General features: G+C 60.4%; 20 protein-coding genes. 12 read left to right on the forward strand and 8 right to left on the reverse strand.

All coding sequences use genetic code 11. The annotated features are described in order from the left end of the window. The first annotated feature begins 77 nt into the window (after positions 1–77). The 5 genes from EYE42_RS08220 to EYE42_RS08240 all read left to right on the forward strand — a co-directional run bounded on the left by EYE42_RS08220 (position 78) and on the right by EYE42_RS08240 (position 4,788). Positions 78–284, forward strand: coding sequence for a hypothetical protein (locus EYE42_RS08220; RefSeq protein ID WP_130990837.1), 207 nt, complete (start codon positions 78–80; stop codon positions 282–284). 140 nt (positions 285–424) lie between these two features. Continuing rightward, entirely contained in the window at positions 425–1,003 is a 579-nt protein-coding gene (locus EYE42_RS08225; protein ID WP_130990838.1) for a phosphatase PAP2 family protein, read from the forward strand. A 124-nt stretch (positions 1,004–1,127) separates the two neighbouring features. Further along, positions 1,128–1,652, forward strand: a complete 525-nt coding sequence (locus tag EYE42_RS08230; RefSeq protein ID WP_130990839.1) for a 2Fe-2S iron-sulfur cluster-binding protein — start codon at positions 1,128–1,130, stop codon at positions 1,650–1,652. Next, on the forward strand, positions 1,649–2,617 hold the full coding sequence (locus tag EYE42_RS08235; RefSeq protein WP_130990840.1) for an FAD binding domain-containing protein: 969 nt from the start codon (positions 1,649–1,651) through the stop codon (positions 2,615–2,617). The genes EYE42_RS08230 and EYE42_RS08235 overlap by 4 nt, the downstream gene beginning before the upstream one ends. Further along, positions 2,614–4,788, forward strand: coding sequence for a xanthine dehydrogenase family protein molybdopterin-binding subunit (locus EYE42_RS08240; RefSeq protein WP_130990841.1), 2,175 nt, complete (start codon positions 2,614–2,616; stop codon positions 4,786–4,788). The genes EYE42_RS08235 and EYE42_RS08240 overlap by 4 nt, the downstream gene beginning before the upstream one ends. Positions 4,789–4,830: 42 nt before the next feature. Here EYE42_RS08240 and EYE42_RS08245 read toward each other — a convergent pair whose 3' ends face one another. From EYE42_RS08245 to hemJ, 7 genes are all read right to left on the reverse strand, one after another. Beyond that, the gene (locus tag EYE42_RS08245) at positions 4,831–5,730 is read right to left on the reverse strand and encodes a ParB/RepB/Spo0J family partition protein (RefSeq protein ID WP_130990842.1); all 900 of its coding nucleotides are present in this window, start codon (positions 5,728–5,730) and stop codon (positions 4,831–4,833) included. Then, positions 5,730–6,515: a ParA family protein gene (locus EYE42_RS08250; protein WP_130990843.1), complete on the reverse strand. Its 786-nt coding sequence runs from the start codon at positions 6,513–6,515 to the stop codon at positions 5,730–5,732. Before EYE42_RS08250 ends, EYE42_RS08245 begins: the two co-directional genes overlap by 1 nt. After that, positions 6,502–7,068 carry a 16S rRNA (guanine(527)-N(7))-methyltransferase RsmG gene (gene rsmG / locus EYE42_RS08255; protein WP_246020661.1) on the reverse strand — a complete coding sequence of 189 codons (567 nt, stop codon included), beginning with the start codon at positions 7,066–7,068 and terminating at the stop codon, positions 6,502–6,504. The genes EYE42_RS08250 and rsmG overlap by 14 nt, the downstream gene beginning before the upstream one ends. A gap of 26 nt (positions 7,069–7,094) precedes the next feature. Beyond that, the gene (gene mnmG / locus EYE42_RS08260) at positions 7,095–8,951 is read right to left on the reverse strand and encodes a tRNA uridine-5-carboxymethylaminomethyl(34) synthesis enzyme MnmG (protein ID WP_130990845.1); all 1,857 of its coding nucleotides are present in this window, start codon (positions 8,949–8,951) and stop codon (positions 7,095–7,097) included. 11 nt (positions 8,952–8,962) lie between these two features. Further along, a complete protein-coding gene (mnmE, locus tag EYE42_RS08265) occupies positions 8,963–10,228 on the reverse strand; it encodes a tRNA uridine-5-carboxymethylaminomethyl(34) synthesis GTPase MnmE (protein ID WP_130990846.1) in 1,266 nt (421 codons plus the stop codon). Positions 10,229–10,238: 10 nt separating this feature from the next. Continuing rightward, positions 10,239–11,510, reverse strand: a complete 1,272-nt coding sequence (rho, locus tag EYE42_RS08270) for a transcription termination factor Rho (protein WP_130991000.1) — start codon at positions 11,508–11,510, stop codon at positions 10,239–10,241. A 120-nt stretch (positions 11,511–11,630) separates the two neighbouring features. Next, positions 11,631–12,074: a protoporphyrinogen oxidase HemJ gene (hemJ, locus tag EYE42_RS08275; RefSeq protein ID WP_130990847.1), complete on the reverse strand. Its 444-nt coding sequence runs from the start codon at positions 12,072–12,074 to the stop codon at positions 11,631–11,633. Positions 12,075–12,533: 459 nt separating this feature from the next. Here hemJ and EYE42_RS08280 point away from each other — a divergent pair, with 459 nt between their 5' ends. Genes EYE42_RS08280 through EYE42_RS08295 form a run of 4 tightly spaced genes read left to right on the forward strand, consistent with a single transcriptional unit; the run spans position 12,534 to position 15,616 of the window. Continuing rightward, on the forward strand, positions 12,534–13,385 hold the full coding sequence (locus EYE42_RS08280) for a shikimate dehydrogenase (protein WP_130990848.1): 852 nt from the start codon (positions 12,534–12,536) through the stop codon (positions 13,383–13,385). Then, positions 13,382–13,969, forward strand: coding sequence for a dephospho-CoA kinase (coaE, locus tag EYE42_RS08285; protein WP_130990849.1), 588 nt, complete (start codon positions 13,382–13,384; stop codon positions 13,967–13,969). The genes EYE42_RS08280 and coaE overlap by 4 nt, the downstream gene beginning before the upstream one ends. Beyond that, the gene (gene dnaQ, locus EYE42_RS08290; RefSeq protein WP_130990850.1) at positions 13,962–14,666 is read left to right on the forward strand and encodes a DNA polymerase III subunit epsilon; all 705 of its coding nucleotides are present in this window, start codon (positions 13,962–13,964) and stop codon (positions 14,664–14,666) included. Before coaE ends, dnaQ begins: the two co-directional genes overlap by 8 nt. 59 nt (positions 14,667–14,725) lie before the next feature. Further along, positions 14,726–15,616 carry a YihY/virulence factor BrkB family protein gene (locus tag EYE42_RS08295; RefSeq protein WP_246020663.1) on the forward strand — a complete coding sequence of 297 codons (891 nt, stop codon included), beginning with the start codon at positions 14,726–14,728 and terminating at the stop codon, positions 15,614–15,616. 21 nt (positions 15,617–15,637) lie between these two features. On the opposite strand, the gene EYE42_RS08300 is transcribed toward EYE42_RS08295, so the two are convergent. Beyond that, entirely contained in the window at positions 15,638–16,444 is an 807-nt protein-coding gene (locus tag EYE42_RS08300) for a response regulator (protein WP_130990851.1), read from the reverse strand. Between the two features lie 95 nt (positions 16,445–16,539). Here EYE42_RS08300 and EYE42_RS08305 point away from each other — a divergent pair, with 95 nt between their 5' ends. Genes EYE42_RS08305 through EYE42_RS08315 form a run of 3 tightly spaced genes read left to right on the forward strand, consistent with a single transcriptional unit; the run spans position 16,540 to position 19,091 of the window. After that, complete coding sequence (locus EYE42_RS08305) at positions 16,540–16,686, forward strand: NepR family anti-sigma factor (protein ID WP_130990852.1); 147 nt, start codon at positions 16,540–16,542, stop codon at positions 16,684–16,686. A gap of 45 nt (positions 16,687–16,731) precedes the next feature. After that, positions 16,732–17,298: an RNA polymerase sigma factor gene (locus tag EYE42_RS08310; protein WP_130990853.1), complete on the forward strand. Its 567-nt coding sequence runs from the start codon at positions 16,732–16,734 to the stop codon at positions 17,296–17,298. An 8-nt stretch (positions 17,299–17,306) separates the two neighbouring features. Next, complete coding sequence (locus EYE42_RS08315; RefSeq protein WP_130990854.1) at positions 17,307–19,091, forward strand: sensor histidine kinase; 1,785 nt, start codon at positions 17,307–17,309, stop codon at positions 19,089–19,091. Positions 19,092–19,133: the final 42 nt, after the last annotated feature.

Genomic DNA, 19,133 nt, shown 5'->3' on the forward strand with positions numbered 1-19,133 from the left:
AAAGGCAAGCGAAAGCCTGTCCCGACCGGAACGGACGGGCCCGTGCCGGGTTGATCCTTTCCGAAAGGAGATCAATCATGGCACAGCACTTCGATCCCAAGGCAGAGAACGAAAAGCATTCGGTCCAGCAGGCGGCCCAGCAGGCCAAGATGGGCAATGCCGATCCCGTTCTGAACCCCAAGCAGATGCAGCGATCGAACGAACCCAATGCGGGCGGCCAGAATCGTGAGGCGGGCGACCGTCCTGCCCGCACCAACGACCGTGCCACCAATGGCGGTGAGTAAACAGCCGACACAGGCATGATCCGGGGCCGACGCATCGGCGTCGGCCAGGCGACAGGTCAGGCCGCAGGATTGTCGAAAACGGGAACTGTCCCGATACGGCGCGGTTACATCCTGCGTTATTCGGATATCAGGACAAGCCCGTGTCGAAAGCCCCGTCGGAACCCTTGCCGGATCTGGAACTGGCCGATGTCGAGGCGGCGCAGACGGCCGCCAAACACCGCCATCACCCCCTTGTCAGAACCCTGGGCGCCATGAGCGAAATCGCCGACCAAACCCCGCTTGCGGTGGTCTGCGGGGTTGTTATCGCCGGGGGGCTTGCCGCACGCCGTGACGATCTGGTGCGGACAGGGATGCGCATGATGGCCGCACATGTTCTTGCCAACCTGGTCAAGCGTCGCATCAAGAACCGGGTTCGCCGATCACGACCGACCGAGGTTGTGGAAAAAGACCGCTATGTGTTCGAAGCGGGCGAAAGCCGGAACGGGAACGATACCTCCTTCCCCTCGGGGCATACCGCTGGCGCCGTGGCCGTGGCGCGCATCGTGGCAGGCGACCTGCCGCACCTGGCCCTGCCGGCCACAAGCATCGCCGTCCTGATCGGCGCCGTTCAGATTCCGCGTGCCAAGCACTATCCGCTGGATGTCGCGGCCGGCGCCGTTCTGGGCCTGGCGGCTGCGTGGACGGTCGATCGCATCGTGCCGCGCCCCTGTCGGCCATGAATGTGCCATCCTGGTGTTCCATGCCCATGGCAAAAACACATACGTCAGGGAACACGACCGGTCCTGAGCGGTTGAGCGGCTGCCAACCGCATTGCCAGCCGCCTTGCCAGTATCCGGGGAACCCATGGACATCACACTTGATTTGAACGGCACGTCCCATCGTCTGGACGTTGACCCGCGCACCACGCTGCTGGATGCGCTGCGGCATGATCTGGGCCTGACGGGCACCAAGAAGGGCTGCGACCATGGGCAATGCGGCGCCTGCACGGTGTTGATGGACGGCCGAAGGATCAATTCCTGCCTGACGCTGGCCTGCATGGCCGAAGGCAAGGAAATCACTACGATCGAGGGTATCGGCACCCCTGACCAGTTGTCCCCCCTGCAGCAGCAGTTCCTGGACCACGACGGCTTTCAATGCGGATACTGCACGCCCGGCCAGATCTGTTCGGCCACCGCCATGCTGGAGGAAATTGCCGCGGGCTGGCCCAGCCACGCATCCGGATCGCTGGAGGGGCCGTTCGATCTGTCCCATGCCGAAATCGCCGAACGCATGAGCGGCAACCTGTGCCGCTGCGCCGCCTACAGCAATATCGTCGCGGCAATCCGGCAGGCGGCCAAGGCCGATGCCCTGCACAAGGATGCGGCATGAAACCGTTCTCGTTTCATCGCGCGGCCTCGGTCGCCGACCTGCCTGCGGGCGCCACGATCATCGCGGGGGGCACGAACCTGCTGGACCTGATGAAGCTCGAGGTGATGACCCCGGATGCCCTGGTGGACATTACCCGCCTGTCACTGGACCGCATCGAGCCCGCGGCAGACGGCCTGCGGATCGGCGCCCTTGTCCGCAACAGCGACCTGGCTGCCGACGCTGTCATCCGGCGCGACTATCCGGTCCTGACGCGTGCCCTGTTGGCGGGGGCCAGCGGGCAGTTGCGCAACATGGCGACCACTGGCGGCAACCTGATGCAGCGGACGCGGTGTCCGTATTTCTATGACCGCCGTATGGCCTGCAACAAGCGCGAGCCCGGCACGGGCTGTGCGGCGATCGGGGGGATCACCCGCAACCATGCGATCCTGGGCACCTCGGATCATTGCATCGCAACCTATCCGGGCGACATGGCGGTGGCGTTGCGCGCGCTTGACGCCGAAGTCGAGATCGACGGCCCCGCACCCCGCCGGGTGCCGCTGGCGGATTTTCACCGGTTGCCCGGTGACACGCCCCATGTCGAAACCGTTCTGAAACCCGGCGAGATCATCACCGCCGTGGTCCTGCCTGCCCCGGTCGGGGGCCAGCAGCGTTACCGCAAGGTGCGCGACCGGGCATCCTATGCCTTTGCGCTGGTTTCGGTCGCAGCGGTCATCAGGGTTCAGGACGGGCGCATTGCCCATGCCGCCCTGGCTTTTGGCGGGGTCGCGGCCAAACCCTGGCGCGACCCGGATGCGGAACGCCTGCTCATCGGTCAACAGCCATCGGACGCGCTGTTCCAGAGCGCAGCCGACACGGTGCTGCGTCTTGCACGCAGCCAGGGCGACAATGGCTTCAAGATTCCCCTTCTTCGTCGCACGCTGATTGCGACGCTGCGGGATGCAACCGGCATGGAGGCAGCGGCATGACACGGCATCTGCGGGTCGATGAACCGATCCACGACAGTCCCCTGGACCAAATGGCCCAGGGTGTGCTGGGACAGCCGCTGAACCGGTTGGAAGGTCCGCTGAAGGTATCCGGCCGCGCGACCTACGCGGCCGAGTCCCGGCCCCGTGGCATGGCTTATGGCGTTCTGGTCCAGGCAGCCATTCCGGCTGGAAAGGTTCTGGGGATCGAGGATGCGCCCGGCGCCATCGCGGTCATCCAGGACAAGCGGATGATCCGGTATGCAGCGCAGGGTTTGGCAGAAGAAGGTCCGAAAGCAGGCCCGGAAGAGGTGGAATACATGGGCCAGGCCATTGCCCTGGTGGTGGCCGACAGCCTGGAAGCCGCGCGCCATGCGGCGCAGAACCTGAAAATCCGTTACGACGTGCAGGATGTACCCGTCGATCCGACCGCCGTTGTGCCCGAACTGCCCCCGAAGAAACAGTCCTCGACCGGCGATCTGGACAAGGCCATGCAGCAGGCCCCCTTCAGCGTCGATGCCGTCTGGCATACCCCCACCCACGCCGCAGCCGCGATGGAGCCCCATGCCGCGATCGCCGAATGGGACGGCGACAGCGTGACCATACGCGCCGGATTGCAGATGCTGTCGTCGAACCGCAAGCAAATGGCCGATGCTTTGGGCATCCGCCCGAAAAAGCTGCGCTTGCTGGCGCCCTATGTCGGGGGCGGCTTTGGATCGAAGCTGGGGATCAATGCCGAAGCGGTGGCAGCGGCCATTGCCGCCCGCGAATTGGGCCGCCCCGTGCAGGTGGTGATGACGCGCCAGCAGGTCTTTGATCTGGCGCACCGGCGATCCGAGACGCGCCAACGCATCCGGTTGGCCTGCGACCACGAAGGCCGGTTGACCGGGATCGGTCACGAGGCGCTTGTGTCGAACCTGCCGGGGTCCGACTTTTCAGAACCCGTAACCCAGGCCACGCCCTTTACCTATGCAGCGGCACACCGCCAGATCGTTCATGCCGTGGCCCGCATCCACCGCAGTTGTGCGGGGTCGGTCCGCGCGCCTGGCGAGGCGGTCGGCGTCACCGTATTCGAATGCGCCCTGGACGAATTGGCCGAAGCGGCGGACATTGATCCGGTGGCGTTGCGGCTGCGCAACATCCCCACCGTCGAGCCCGATACCGAACGCCCCTTTTCCAGCCACAAGCTGGCCGAAGCCCTGCACGAAGGCGCGGAACGATTCAATTGGTCGGAACGTCGGCCTCCCCGCCAGCGGGTCGAGGGAGAGTGGTTCATCGGCATGGGCATGGCGACCGCCGTTCGGGTGAACCAACTGGTCGAAGCGCGTGCCAAGGTGACGCTGGGCCCAGATGGCAGGGCGATTGTCGAAACCGACATGACCGACATCGGAACCGGCACCTACACCATTTTGGGCCAGATCGCCGCCGAAGCCCTTGGCCTGCCGCAAGAGCGCGTCGAGGTAAGGCTGGGCGATACTGATTTCCCCCCTGCGACGGGATCGGGTGGATCGTTCGGGGCCGCGTCCAGCGGCACCTCGGTGTATCTGGCATGCGAGGAGGTTCGGCAGCAGATTGCAAAAGCCATGGGTTGCGAGGCTGTGGATCTGACGCTCCAGAACGGACTGGCGCGGGCGGGGAATGTAGAAAAGCCTCTCTCCGATGTGATCCAGTCCCCCCTGGTCGGGGAAGGATATGTCGAGCCGGGAAAGACGGAAAAATCGGTCCGGCAGGCGACCTGGGGCAGCCATTGGGCCGAGGTTGCGGTGAACCGCTGGACTGGCGAGGTCCGCGTGCGGCGGATGCTGGGACTATTTTCCTGCGGGCGCATCCTGAATGAAAAGACTGCCCGGTCGCAATGCCTGGGCGGAATGGTGTTCGGCATGGGAATTGCCTTGACCGAAGCACTGGAACACGATCCCCGTGACGGTCACGCCGTCACGCGCGATCTGGGGGAATACCATATCCCCTGTCATGCCGATGTTCCCCATCTCGAGGTGCATTTCGTCCCCGAGCGCGATCCCTATGTCGGCCCGCTTCAGGCCAAGGGCATCGGAGAGTTGAGCATCTGCGGATCGGGCGCGGCGATCCTCAACGCCATCCACAATGCCTGCGGCATCAGGGTGCGCGATCTGCCTGCCACGCCGGACAAGATCATTGCGGCACTGGATCCATAGAACCAAGATCATCGGACCCCGGATCGGCCGCAACCTCGCCGTTCAGGCGCTGTTGCGGCCCAGAAGCTGGCAAAGCCTGTCCAGTTGGTCAAGATCGCCATAGGCAATCGTGACGGTACCGCCCTTCTGGCCGTCATGGTCGATAATCACCGGCATCTTCAATTGTGCAGACAAATCAGCCTCCAATGCCCGCGTGTCAGCGTCCTTATCGTTGTTTTTGCCGGATTTTCGGGTCGTTTTCGGGAGGTTTAGATCGGACTTCTGGCGCACGAGATTTTCGGTTTCCCGAACGGACAGGCCGTTGTCGATGATCTTTCGCGCCAAGGCGATGGGATTATCGGCGGTTATCAGCGCGCGCGCATGGCCTGCCGATAGCCTTCCCTCCTTGACATGGTCCTGGATGGGGTCGGGCAAGGTCAACAAGCGCAGAAGGTTGGCGATATGGCTGCGGCTCTTGTTCAATGCTTCGGCCAGTTTTTCCTGGGTATGGCCAAACCGATCCATGAGTTGACGAAAGGATGATGCTTCCTCGATAGCATTCAAATCGGCCCGCTGAATGTTCTCGATGATCGCGACTTCCAGAACTTCGGTATCGGACAGGTCGCGCACGATGACTGGCAATTCGTGCAACTGGGCCATTTGCGCTGCGCGCCAGCGGCGTTCGCCGGCCACGATCTGATATAGGCTGTCGTCCCCTGGATGCTTCCGGACAATCAAGGGCTGCAAGACCCCGCGCTGCCGCAAGGAATCCGCCAGTTCCTGCAAGGCGGCGGGATCGAAACTGCGCCGGGGTTGGTCGGGATTTGCGATAATCTGCTCGATGGGGACCAAGGTCCGATCCTTGACGGATTTGGCTTCCGGTGGGCCATCCAGGTCCAGATCGGCCATCAGCGCCGACAGTCCGCGTCCCAGTCCACGCTTGGCCAGTTTATTGTCGGTCATCAGGCAGCCTCTTTGACAAGGTTCAGTCGAGCGGCGAATTCGGCAGCAAATTGACGATACGCGGCGCTGCCCTTTGATGCAGGATCGTAGATCAGAACGGGTTGCGCAAAGGACGGAGCCTCTGAGACGCGCACATTCCGTGGAATGACCGTAGGGTAAACAAGGTCTCCCAAGGTGGCACGAACATCAGCTTCAACCTGCTGAGACAGATTGTTGCGATAATCGGACATGGTCAACAAGACCCCGTTCACGCGAAGGTCAGGATTTCCGGCATTTCTCACCTGTTTGACGGTGCTCAACAACTGAGACAATCCTTCCAAGGCATAAAACTCTGCCTGCAACGGGACCAATACCCCGTCGGCCGCCATCATGGCGTTCAACGTTAAAAGACCCAGCGCAGGGGGACAATCGATCAGAATGATGCGTTCCGGCTCGGGCAGGTCTAGCTTGTGCCGCAAAAGACGGGTCCTGTCCTTTGTCTGCGACAACTCCAGATCTGCCGATGAAAGATCCGAAGTGGCGGCAACAAGATCAAGATGCGGGATACCGGATGCGACCGTGCAATCTGCAAGACTTTCAGGCCCCGCAAGAAGGTCATAGACGGTTGTCCGGCGCTGATCGACCGGAATTCCCAAACCGGTCGAGGCATTTCCCTGAGGGTCCAGATCGATCAGGGTCGTCGGGTATCCTGCCATAGCCAAGGCGGCGCCCAGATTGATGGCGGTCGTGGTTTTTCCAACCCCACCCTTCTGATTCGCAATGGCGATGATTCTATTTCGCGCCATATGACACCTTGCTGATTTCCAAAATGGCTGCCTCCTCCTGAGTTTTACTAGGATGCGCCGTCCACAAGAAGTCCCATTGTTCTTGAGCGTCGCGAAGCTCTGCCCGCCATTTTTTGCCTTTCAACAAAAAGGCGCGGCCGTTCTGTGACAAATGACGCGCCAGATATGGCATAAGATCAGGCAAGCCCGCAAGAGCCCGTGCACTGATGATATCAGCCTTTAATGGTTCAACACATTCAATCCGTTGCGACAGGACAACAGCGTTTTTCAGGTTTGTTTCGCGGATAACCTGACGAAGAAATGTTGCTTTTCTTTGATCGCTCTCCACCAACGTGAACCGGGTCCCCGTATGCACCTTGGAAAACGCTACAACCAGTCCCGGTAGTCCGCCGCCGCTTCCCAAATCGACCCAATGGCCGGCTGCGACAGGCGCCAAATCAGCCAATTGAAGACAATCTTGAATGTGACGACTGGTCAACGTCGTCATATCATTGGGAGATACGAGATTGATCTTTAGATTCCAGCGACGCAGCAAAGCCTCATATTGTATCAAGAGATCCTTTGTTTCACGTGAAACACTCATGCTGCATAGCGGCCGGCGCGAACTACTGCCAAAAGCAAGGTGAGCGCGGCAGGGGTCATGCCTTCTATTTTTGAAGCTGCTGCCAAGGTGGGCGGTTTGGACAACGACAACTTGGTCTTGAGCTCGGCTGAAAGTCCCAGGATACTGTCATAATCAAGTTCCCCCGGTAGTGAAAAATTTTCATTTTGCTGTAAAAGCTCCGCGTCTCTGACCTGCCGATGCTCGTAATTCGCGTACAAAGCATCATTTCTCAATTGCTGAAGCGTAGAAGGATCAAGACCATTACCTTCAGGCCAAAGAGCTTGAGATTCAAGAAGCTGACTTTCGCATTGTCCAAGCAAGGCGAACAACGAGCGAGACTGACCATCTTGACGTACAGCAAACCCCCGCTTCTCTAAAAAAGAAGGAGAAAAAACGGTCTTCTCGGCAATCTTTCTTGCCGTTTCATATGCTTCCTGCCGCCGCATGAACATCAGCCTGCGGTTTTCTGACACACATCCAAGAGCAAGTCCAAAAGGCGTCAACCTTTGATCGGCATTGTCTGCACGAAGGGTCAGTCGAAATTCGGCCCGAGATGTGAACATACGATAAGGTTCGGTTACCCCACGTCCTATCAGATCATCGACCAGGACCCCGATATAGCTTGTCGTCCGGCTGAAATGAATAGGCTCCTTGCCCAGGGCCTCTGAGGCGGCATTCAAGCCTGCCACCAATCCCTGAGCCGCTGCTTCTTCATATCCCGTTGTGCCATTGATCTGTCCAGCGAGGTAAAGACCCCTTGCGGACTTTACCCGCAGGGAGCGATCCAGAGACCGGGGATCAACATAATCGTATTCGACTGCATATCCAGGTTGAAGCACAACCGCATTCTCTAATCCCGTCATGCTTCTCACATATCGAATCTGGACATCAACAGGCAGCGACGTTGATATGCCGTTCGGATAGACAGTATGATCTTCCAGACCTTCTGGCTCAAGGAAAACCTGATGGGCTTCCTTTTCGGCAAACCGTAGCACCTTGTCCTCGATCGAAGGGCAGTATCGTGGTCCCGTTCCTGAAATATGCCCCCCATACATGGCGGAGCGATCAAGATTCTCCTTGATGATCTCATGCGTGCGCTGATTGGTGTAGGTGATGCCGCATTCGATTTGCGGCAGGGCGACCCTTTGATTAAGATAGGAAAACAATACTGGATTGTCGTCTCCAGGTTGTGATTCCAATACCACAAAATCGATGGTGCGCCCATCCAGACGGGGAGGGGTTCCGGTTTTCAAGCGCCCGAGGGGTAGACTCAGTGAGCGGATCGCACCCGCAAGTCCCTTGGATGTCTTGTTACCCCAACGCCCCGCAGGTCGGCTTTCATCGCCAATATGGATCATTCCATTGAGGAACGTTCCTGTGGTTATCACCACTGTCTTTCCAGATATAGCAGTACCGTCTGCTAAAACAATGCCATTTATACGGTCGCCCTTTTCAACAAGGCTTTCCACCTCGCCAAAGATCACATCCAGACCCTTCATGCATCTGATGGCATTCCAGGCATTTTGCCGGTACTGGGCCCGATCCATTTGAGCGCGTGGACCCTGTACGGCCGGCCCCTTTCGTCGGTTCAACAATCGGAACTGAATTCCGGACCGATCTGCCAGCACTCCCATCAGCCCATCCAGAGCGTCAATTTCCCGAACAAGATGTCCCTTGCCCAGGCCTCCAATCGCGGGGTTGCAGGACAGGGCTCCGATATCGGATTGTTGCATGGTGACAAGGGCCGTAACTGCACCCATTCTTACAGCAGCAGCAGCTGCCTCAAGCCCTGCGTGCCCCCCGCCGATGACGATCACATCATATTGTTTCACGTGAAACACCCCTATTTCCCGATGCAAAATGAGGAAAAGATCACATCCAAGTAATCTTCTGCGCCGATTTTGCCAACAAGCCTGTCAAGAGATACGGCAGCTTGGCGTATGGATTCGGCGATAAGTTCGGCGGGCATGTCTGCTGAAACGTTCACCGCGGATTTTGCCTCTGTCAGAGCATTAACTTGCCGGTCATGACTTATCACGGCTGCGTTTGCGGATCGAACAGAAAAAACGCTGTATATCGTTTCCAGAAGTTCTTCCAGCCCTTCACCGGTCAAGGAGGATACTCCCAAACCTGGTCTGAATGGTCCCTGATCCGTCTTGCTTTGAACTGCCAAATCATCCGGTTGCCACAAAGAGGTGTCGATGACGCCGGTGGGCGACAAATGAATCCGAAGATCGGCCCCAGACGCGCGTTGCCGGGCTCGTTCGATCCCGATTTCTTCAAGACTGTCCCCTGCGGTGCGCAGGCCGGCCGTATCCAAAAAGGAAACGGCCAGCCCTTTCAGATCAATGCGAAGTTCGATGATGTCGCGTGTCGTGCCAGCGATATCTGAAACAATTGCCACATCCCGCCGCGCGATCCTGTTTAAAAGGCTGGATTTTCCGGCATTCGGCGGGCCTATGATGGCGACTTCGAAGCCATTCCTGATGCGTTCGGCTGCGGCGTATCCAGAAATCTGCTTTTGAAGTTCGGTGTGGAATTGATCGAGCAAATCGAACACTTCCGCAGGCACTTCGTCTGGAACGTCCTCGTCAGCGAAATCGACGCTGCTTTCCACAAGCGCGCCAGCCCGGATCAGCAGGGATCGCCATTTTTCAGCCATGCGAGAAAGCTCGCCGCTGCTGGTTCGCAACGCCAGACGACGCTGCGATTCCGTTTCAGCGGCCAGCAAGTCGCCAAGTCCTTCGATCTCGGACAGGTCCATCCGGCCATTGATAAAGGCCCGACGTGTGAACTCTCCCGCTTCGGCAAGCCGCACTCCCTGTTCTGCGAGCATATGCCCCACTCGACGGACAATGACTGGGGCGCCATGCAGGTGCAGTTCCACGGTTTCATCGCCCGTAAAACTCTGTTCGTTTGCAAACCACAGGACTAAGGCTTGATCGACCAAACCCGAATCGTCCTGGATCATCCGTAGATAAGCGTGGCGTGCCTCTGGCATCGGACCCACAAGCCGCTCGGCAACTGCGCGGGAGCCGTTCCCGCTGATCCGAATAATGGAAACGCCACCCCGCCCGGGCGGAGTGGCTTCGGCATAGATGAGATCCATGACGTCCTCGTCAGGCGTTCATCGAATCGAAGAATTCCGCATTCGATTTGGTTTGCTTCAACTTCGAGATCAGGAATTCAATCGCATCCGTAGTGCCCATCGGGTTGAGAATGCGACGCAGCAGATAGGTCTTTTGCAGATCCTTGGCATCAACCAGCAACTCTTCCTTTCGGGTTCCGGATTTCAAGATATCCATCGCCGGGAACACGCGCTTGTCAGCCACCTTGCGATCCAGAACGATCTCGCTGTTGCCGGTGCCCTTGAATTCCTCGAAAATGACCTCGTCCATGCGCGATCCTGTATCGATCAGCGCCGTCGCGATGATGGTCAGCGAACCGCCTTCTTCGATATTGCGGGCTGCCCCAAAGAATCGTTTGGGCCGTTGCAGCGCATTCGCATCGACACCCCCGGTCAGAACCTTCCCAGAACTTGGAACGACCGTATTGAAAGCCCTACCAAGTCTTGTGATCGAGTCCAGTAGGATAACTACATCTCGTTTATGTTCGACCAGACGCTTGGCTTTTTCAATCACCATTTCAGACACGGCGACATGTCGGCTGGCCGGTTCGTCAAAGGTCGAGGATACGACCTCTCCCTTGACCGACCGCTGCATGTCGGTGACTTCCTCGGGGCGCTCGTCGATCAGCAGGACGATCAGATAGCATTCGGGATGATTGCGCGCGATCGAATGGGCGATGTTCTGCAACAGCACCGTTTTGCCGGTTCGCGGTGGTGCCACGATCAGCGATCGCTGGCCCTTGCCGATCGGGGACACCAGGTCGATGATCCTGGCCGAACGATCCTTGAGCGTCGGATCCTCGATCTCCATCTTCAACCGCTCGTCCGGATAAAGCGGGGTCAGGTTGTCGAAAGCGACCTTGTGGCGGGCTTTTTCCGGATCTTCGAAGTTGATCCTTTCCACCTTGGTCAAGGCAAAATAACGCTCGTTTTCTCCGGGCGCGCGGATTACGCCTTCAACCGTGTCACCGGTCCGCAGGCTGTGCTGGCGGATCATGTCGGGGCTGACATAGATGTCGTCCGGACCGGGCAGATAATTCGCCGCCGTGGACCGCAGAAAGCCGAAACCGTCCTGAACGACCTCCAAGACGCCGTCCCCGCCGATGTCGAAACCTTCCTCGGCATGTTCTTTCAGGATCGAGAACATCATCTCGCCCTTACGCATGGTCGAGGCGTTCTCGATTTCCCACTCCTCGGCCAGGGACAGCAGCTCGGCTGGGCTTTTCGCCTTGAGTTCGGCGAGATTGAGACGTTCTTCGGTCATGAGATCACCATGCACGCAATCTTTGCGCGGCTGGATGGAATATGGACTGGAAATTCCCATGCCGGACGGCCGGGATTTTGGGCGGCATATGCGGCGCAACGCTCGAAGTCAATCTTTTCGTCAGAATTTGACGATCACCGATACCACGATGCCGACCATCAGCAGGGTCGGAACCTCGTTCATGATGCGATAGCGCCGTCCGGAATGGCCTTGTCGGGCCTGCAACAGCCGCCGTTGGCGCGCGCACCACATGTGAAACCAGGTCATTCCCAGAACGCAGGCAGCCTTGGTCCATGGCCAGGCCATCGACCAGTCGACGATCCCTGGTGTCAGCACCAGAAACAAGCCGCTGACCCAGGTGGCGATCATGGCGGGGTTCATGATCAGGCGGAGCAACTTGTCTTCCATGACGACAAAGCTGCCGGCCGGTTCCGGGGTCTGGCCACGCTCGGCATGATAGACGAACAGACGGGGCAGATAGAACAGCCCGGCCATCCAGGAAATCACCGCCATAACGTGGAACGCCTTGGCATAGGGATAGATCAGGGCCAGCCAGTCGGTCATCAGCCATCACTTAAAATAAAGAGAAAAGAAAAGGATGTTGTCGATGTAGGGCCTGTGGACAAAAGGATAAAGGGAAAATCCCCCGCATCGTCCCCATGTTCCTTTCTTGTGGAAAGAATCGGGAAGATCCGCCAAGAAGCAAGAATTTTCTTTTAATAACAATATTCTGTAATGTGGATAACTGTGGGGATCGCCCCTTTGGGGGCGACCTGTCCACAGATCACGAATTTCAGCTTGTCCGACTTGCTCACATGTGGGTCGAACACCGTCGTTCGCTGGAGGTTCCAGGCCACTTTCAGGCGGTTGCGACAGGGTCGCCTGCTGCCCCCATGATTCGACCCGATTCCCCCCGGATCTTGTCCACAGACAGCGCGCCGATTGATCCGATCTGACGCAAAAGGCGGCTTTTTTCTTGCCGGCCGGTATGCGTAATGTGACCCAGACGCCAAGGACCGTTCGATGACAGAAGACCAGCCAGACCGCCTGTTGCATGTTCCGCTTGCCGGCCTGATCGGAATGCCTGTCGCGCATTCACGCTCTCCGCGTCTGCATGGGCACTGGCTGCGCCGCCATGCAATCGCCGGTCATTACGTCCCGATGCCCGTGATGCCAGAACATCTGGCCGAGGTGCTGCGAGTCCTGCCCCGGCTGGGATTCGTGGGCGTCAACGTCACCATCCCGCACAAAGAGGCCGTGCTGACGCTGGCCGATGCCGTGACCGATCGCGCCGCCCTGATCGGGGCGGCCAATACGCTTATCTTCCGCCCTGATGGCAAGATTCATGCAGACAATACCGACGGCTATGGTTTTATTGCCAATCTGCGTCAGAATGCCCCCGACTGGCAGCCCGATGCCGGCCCCGCGGCGGTGATCGGCGCCGGCGGGGCAGCGCGGGCCGTGGTGGCTTCGCTGCTGGACAGCGGAGTGCGCGAGTTGCGCATAAGCAACCGCACCCGCATCCGGTCCGAACAGATCAAGGCCGAATTCGGCGCCCGGTTGACGGTTTATGACTGGGCGCAGGCCGGCAACATGCTGGACGGGGCGGCCACGGTGGTGAATGCAACCTCATTGGGAATGACGGGCAAGCAGCCGTTGCGCGTTCCGCTGGACGCGCTCTCGCCCGGTGCCCTTGTGACCGATCTGGTCTATACGCCGCTCATGACGCCCTTTCTGCTGGAATCCCAGGCGCGTGGGTGCCGGGTGGTCGATGGGTTGGGAATGCTGTTGCATCAGGCCGCACCCGGATTCGAGCGTTGGTTCGGCCCCCGTCCCGAGGTTGACGAGGATCTGCGCCGGGCCGTTCTGGAATGACCTTTCGCCTGGGCCTGACCGGCGGCATCGGCATGGGCAAGTCAACGACAGCACAGATGTTTCGTGACCTTGGCCATCCGGTCTGGGATGCGGACGAAGCCGTGCACCGGCTTTACGCCCCCGGGGGGGCCGCCGTAGGTCCGGTTTCGGGGGCCTTTCCCTCCGCCCTTCGGGATGGCGCCATCGACCGGGATGCGCTGAAGGCTGTTATGGCACGCGATCCGGCCGCGCTGGACCGCCTGGGGGCCATCGTGCATCCGCTGGTGGCCGAAGACCGTGCAGCCTTTATGACATCTCATGCTTGCGCCCCCTTGGTGGTTCTGGACATTCCCCTGCTTTACGAAAATGGCTATCAGACCCAGGTGGACGGGGTGGCGGTGGTTTCGGCCCCCATGCATGTGCAGCGGCAGCGGGTGCTGGAACGGCCGGGCATGACGGAGGATCTGCTTTCCCTCATCCTGTCGCGTCAGATGCCCGATGCGGATAAGCGGGCCCGTGCAGACTGGATCATCCCCACCGACAGTCTCGAAGGTGCCCGCCAGACCGTCGACCGCATCGTGAAGGAGATCGTAGCGCGTGCGTGAAATCGTCATGGATACCGAAACCACCGGCTTCGACGCCGACAAGGATGACCGCATCGTCGAGATCGGCGGCATCGAGCTGGTAAATCACCTGCCCACGGGGCGGACCTTTCACGTCTACATCAATCCCGAACGGCCGATGCCCAAGGATGCGTTCGAGGTGCATGGCCTGGGCGACGATTTCCTGCGCGACAAGCCGAAATTCGCAGAGATCGTGCAGCAGTTCGTCGATTTCATCGGCGACGACGCCCGGCTGGTGATCCACAATGCCAGCTTCGACATGAAATTTCTCAACGCCGAATTGCGCCGTCTCGGCCGACCCGCCCTGCCCTGGTCGCGTGCTTTGGATACCTTGGCCCTTGCTCGGGAAAAGTTTCCCGGCGCGCCCGCCTCGCTTGATGCGTTGTGCCGCAGGTTCGGCGTGGACAACTCCAACCGCCAGCGGCATGGCGCGCTTCTGGACAGCGAACTGTTGGCCGAGGTGTATTTGGAACTGATCGGCGGCCGCCAGCCCGATCTGGTGCTGGACGGACCCGCCGCAGGCGGTCCTTCTTCGGGTCCACAGGCAGGTGCGACACGGCATCACGCCCGGCGCCCGGTGCCTCTGCCCCCGCGCCTGACCGAGGCCGAGGCGGCGGCTCATGCCGAATTTGTCGCACGACTGGGCGAAAGTGCGGTCTGGTCGCGTTACACCGGTTGACAGACCTAGCGGGGCGATGGCGCGATGACCGATGAACACCCCAGGAAACGGATGGACCGATGCTGACCATGCTGCGCGAGATCTGGGCCTTTTGGGGCGCGATCTTCGAACGCATGGACAAGATCCACATGGGTCTGATCGCGGCGGGTGTCGCCTTCTATGCCATGTTCGCGGTTTTTCCCGGGCTGGCCGCCATCATCGCGTTGTGGAGTCTGTGGTTCGATCCCGGGGTCATCACCACCTATCTGGATGTAGCGCATGAATTCCTGCCCAACGACGCGGCCGATCTGATCGATGGGCAGATCCTGTCGCTGACCTCTCCGGAACGCAATTCGGTTGGCTGGGCCTCATTCGTGTCCTTCATGGTCGCCACCATCGCGGCCCGCGCCGGTGTGGATGCCCTGGTGCGGGGCCTGAACGCGGCCTATGGGGTGCGTGCCCATTCGACGATCTTCGGCTTCATGCTGGCCTATGCGCTGACGCTGGCCATTGTCGGCATTTCGCTGGCAGGACTGGCAACCATCGTGCTTGTCCCGGTCCTGCTCAACTACTCGGTCTTTGCCGAAGTACGGGCCTGGGTGGTTGCCGGTCTGCCGTGGGGGGCCATGTTCCTGCTGGTGATCCTGGCCATCGGCATCCTGTACCGCTATGGCCCGAACGTGAAGACGCCCCGCACCCCCGTCTTTACCTGGGGCGCCTTTTTCGCTGCCGCGCTGTGGGCCGTGGCCTCGGTCGCGTTCTCGGCCTATCTCAGCAGTTTCAACAGCTACAACCGCATCTATGGGTCTATCGGCACCGTCGTGGCGCTGCTGATGTGGTTCTATCTGGCGGGATTTTCCGTGCTGCTGGGCGCGCTCATTAATGTCGAACTGGCCCGCCGCCGCCGCGTCCGCGCCGCGCGCGAGGCGCGGGCATCGGTGGTGGCCGACATTCGAAAGGCGGCGGAATGACCCGCCGCCCGCCGGCCCGGATCAGGCCGCGTCAAGCCCCTCGGTCGAGGCGAAGAACATTGCCTGGCTGACGGCAGAACGGACCTGTTCCTCGTTATAGGGCTTCGAGATCAGAAAGGCCGGTTCGGGCCTTTCGCCGGTCAGCAGCCGTTCGGGGAAAGCGGTGATGAAGATCACCGGAATGTCGCCCAGTTCGCGCAAAAGTTCGTTCACAGCGTCGATGCCCGACGATCCGTCCGCCAACTGGATATCGGCCAGGATCAGGTCCGGGCGGCTCTGACCCGCCAGTTCGATCGCGGCGGCATGGGTGCGCGCCACGCCTGTCACCTCGTGGCCCATGGTCTGCACGATGCCCTTCAGATCCATGGCGATGATCATTTCGTCCTCGATCACCATCACCTTGCCGCGCAACGAGGCGCTCATCTCGGACAGGGCGATGCCCACCAGCTCCTCGGCTTCGGCGGCGTCGATCTGCATGACCCGGCCGATCTGGTCAAAGTGCAGTTCCTCGATGGTGCGCAGCAGCAGCGCCTCGCGCGAATTGGCGGTCAGGCCGCGCAGGTGATCCTGGGCACGCCGTTCCCGGGCGGTGCGGTCGGTTTCGTCGATTGGCTGGCCCGAACTTTGCCAGATCGCGTGAAAGGTGCGGAACAGCCCGATGCGGGTGTCCTCTTTGTCTTGAAGGATCGACCGGTCCGACAGGATCGCTTCAAGGGTTGCGGCGGCATAGTTGTCACCGGCGCGCTGACTGCCCGTCAGGGCACGCGCGTAGCGCCGCAGATAGGGCAGCTCTCGTGCGACGGCCTGGGCAAGATCGGCTGACGACATATCTTCACATCCTTAATTCGCATGTTGCGCGGAACCTGTGGTAACCCCTACAGGTTGGTGGATGTGCGCACAAGATTTCCGGGACTACCAAAATAATGACTTCGAAGCGAGATGATCGTCGCAAGGCGGCAGTCGAAAAGCAGATCGACGAGAATCTGCGGCGTGCCTATGAACAGGACGCGACCGAACAGATTCCCGATCGTTTTCTTGCCCTTCTCGAACAACTGCGTGAGCAGAAGTGAGTGCCTTTGCAAACGCGATCTCGCACGACGTCGGACGGTGACAGAATGAAGAATACCGCAGCAACCGATCCCCGCGATCAGCTGGTGGATCACCTTCCGGCCCTGCGTGCCTTTGCTCTGTCGCTGACGCGCGAAGGTGCTTCTGCCGACGATCTGGTTCAGGACACGATCGTCAAGGCATGGACCAACATGGACAAGTTCCAGGCGGGCACGAACCTGCGCGCCTGGCTGTTCACCATTCTGCGAAACACCTTCTATTCCGCCCGCCGCAAGACCAAGCGCGAGGTCAGCGACAGCGACGGCATCCATGCCGCCCGTCAGGCGACACGGCCCGACCATGATGGCCGCCTGGCGCTCAAGGATTTCCGGGTTGCCTTCGCCCAACTGCCCGACGAACAGCGCGAGGCCCTGATCCTGGTAGGCGCCTCGGGGTTTTCCTACGAAGAGGCGGCGGACATGACGGGGGTGGCCATCGGAACGGTCAAGTCGCGGGCCAATCGCGGACGCCGCAAGCTGGCCGAGCTGCTGCATCTGGAAAAAGGTGAGGAAATGGACATGACCGATCAGGCCACGCTGGCCGTCATGGCCTCCAGCCACACCATCGCCCGCTAGGTCCGCCGGTGTTCCGGCGGCTGGGCGACCGTCTCGACTTCACCCGACGGCTGGGATTCCGGCTGGGTGCGCTCTTGTCGGTGGCGATCCTGCCCCTGGGACTGATCTCACTGATCCAGAACTTCAACATGGTCAAAGAGGCCGAACAGGGCGTGCGCATCGCCCTGCTGGGCCGCACCGCCTCGACGGCGGCAGGGGAACGCGCGCTTTTGCAAAGCGCCTTGGGATCGGCCGATGCGCTTGGGCCTGCGGTTCTGGAATCCATGGACCGCCCCACCGTCTGTTCGGATCTGATGCGCAACTTCATCGAACGCAGCGCCACCTATGTCTTTGCCGGCTTTATCCCGGTTGACGGCATCAGTTCGTGCAATTCCTCGGGCTCGGATCAACCGGTGGATTTTCGGGGCGCCGAGGGATACGAGACATTCATGGAACGGCCCGGAACGATCGTGACCTCGGTTGCGATGGGTACCGTTACCCGCCAGCCGGTGGTCATGGTGATTCAGCCCCTGTACCGCGACAGGGACATGCTGGGCTTTGTCAGTCTGTCGCTGACCAGCGAACTGCTGCGGTCCACGCACAACATCGGCCTTGGCAGGGACGGCGCCCGGATCGTCACCTTCAACCAGTGGGGCGAAGTCCTGACATTCGATGCCGATGTCCAGACAAGCGTCAGGGATATCCTGCCCCGCAATGTCGATCTGGTCAGCCTGATCGGACAGCCTGAAACCACTTTCCGCGCCCGCGCCGGCAATGGCGAGACGCGCCTGTTCACCGTTGTGCCTGCGGTGCCCGGGCTGGTCTATGCCATCGGCAGTTGGTCGCCGCGCAGCGCGGGGGTAGGGCTGTTCCAGATTTCGCGGCTGGGGGCGATCACGATCCCCCTGGCCCTGTGGCTGGTATCGCTGGCGGTGGCCTATTTCGCCGTGTTCCGCATGGTGCTGCGCCACATCACCGTTCTGCGCGGACAGATGCGCCGCTTTGCCATCGGCAACCGATCCGAACCGCCCCCGGTCCTGTCCGATGCCCCGACCGAGATCGCCGATGTCAGCCAGACATTCCACAACATGGCCCGCATCCTGATCCGCGACGAAGAGGCGATGGAGGCTGCCGTTGCCGAAAAAACCGTGCTTCTGAAAGAGGTTCATCACCGCGTCAAGAACAATCTGCAACTGATCGCCTCGATCATCAACATGCAGAGCCGGATGATCGACGATCCCGACGCCCGCCGCGTGCTGCGCTCGGTCCAGGACCGGGTGGCGGCGCTGGCCACGATCTATCGCAATCTGTACCAGGCCGAACATCTGGACGCGGTCGAGGCGGGACGTCTGATCCGCGACATCATCAGGCAGATGGTCAGCGCCTCGACCCTGCCGGACAATTCCCTGCGGATCGAGATGCAGATCGACAGCCTGATCCTGCTGCCCGATCAGGCGGTGCCCTTGTCGCTTCTGGCGACCGAGGCTTTCACCAACGCCCTGAAATACGCAGGCACGCTGTCTCGAAACGAATCACCCTGGATACGCGTCACGCTGACCACCGATGCCGAAGGCCAGGCCATTCTGGAGATCGCCAATTCCATCGGCGAGGATGGCGGGCAAGAGGGGGCCACCGGGCTTGGCAGCCAGTTGATCGAAGCCTTTACCACCCAGCTTGACGGCCATGCGGCCATGGGGGTCGAAAACGGCAGCTTCGTGCTGCGGCTGCATTTTTCGATCGACCATGCCACGGCTCAGGCCGAACAGCGGGCCGTCGTGCTGACCTCGGCCGCGCGGCCCGGTGCCCGGCATTGATGCGTGACGGCGCTTGCGCGGGTCCGCAGGCGGATTATCTTG

The sequence above is a fragment of the Paracoccus subflavus genome (assembly GCF_004310345.1).
Lineage (GTDB): Bacteria > Pseudomonadota > Alphaproteobacteria > Rhodobacterales > Rhodobacteraceae > Paracoccus > Paracoccus subflavus.

Coding starts and splice junctions, on each gene's coding strand:
- EYE42_RS08230 (WP_130990839.1), top strand. CDS start 1,128: ATGGACATCACACTTGATTTGAACGGCACGTCCCATCGTCTGGACGTT.
- EYE42_RS08245 (WP_130990842.1), bottom strand. CDS start 5,730: ATGACCGACAATAAACTGGCCAAGCGTGGACTGGGACGCGGACTGTCG.
- EYE42_RS08305 (WP_130990852.1), top strand. CDS start 16,540: ATGACTTCGAAGCGAGATGATCGTCGCAAGGCGGCAGTCGAAAAGCAG.
- mnmE (WP_130990846.1), bottom strand. CDS start 10,228: ATGGATCTCATCTATGCCGAAGCCACTCCGCCCGGGCGGGGTGGCGTT.
- EYE42_RS08235 (WP_130990840.1), top strand. CDS start 1,649: ATGAAACCGTTCTCGTTTCATCGCGCGGCCTCGGTCGCCGACCTGCCT.
- EYE42_RS08240 (WP_130990841.1), top strand. CDS start 2,614: ATGACACGGCATCTGCGGGTCGATGAACCGATCCACGACAGTCCCCTG.
- EYE42_RS08250 (WP_130990843.1), bottom strand. CDS start 6,515: ATGGCGCGAAATAGAATCATCGCCATTGCGAATCAGAAGGGTGGGGTT.
- EYE42_RS08310 (WP_130990853.1), top strand. CDS start 16,732: ATGAAGAATACCGCAGCAACCGATCCCCGCGATCAGCTGGTGGATCAC.
- EYE42_RS08295 (WP_246020663.1), top strand. CDS start 14,726: ATGCTGACCATGCTGCGCGAGATCTGGGCCTTTTGGGGCGCGATCTTC.
- hemJ (WP_130990847.1), bottom strand. CDS start 12,074: ATGACCGACTGGCTGGCCCTGATCTATCCCTATGCCAAGGCGTTCCAC.
- rho (WP_130991000.1), bottom strand. CDS start 11,510: ATGACCGAAGAACGTCTCAATCTCGCCGAACTCAAGGCGAAAAGCCCA.
- EYE42_RS08300 (WP_130990851.1), bottom strand. CDS start 16,444: ATGTCGTCAGCCGATCTTGCCCAGGCCGTCGCACGAGAGCTGCCCTAT.
- EYE42_RS08280 (WP_130990848.1), top strand. CDS start 12,534: ATGACAGAAGACCAGCCAGACCGCCTGTTGCATGTTCCGCTTGCCGGC.
- coaE (WP_130990849.1), top strand. CDS start 13,382: ATGACCTTTCGCCTGGGCCTGACCGGCGGCATCGGCATGGGCAAGTCA.
- EYE42_RS08220 (WP_130990837.1), top strand. CDS start 78: ATGGCACAGCACTTCGATCCCAAGGCAGAGAACGAAAAGCATTCGGTC.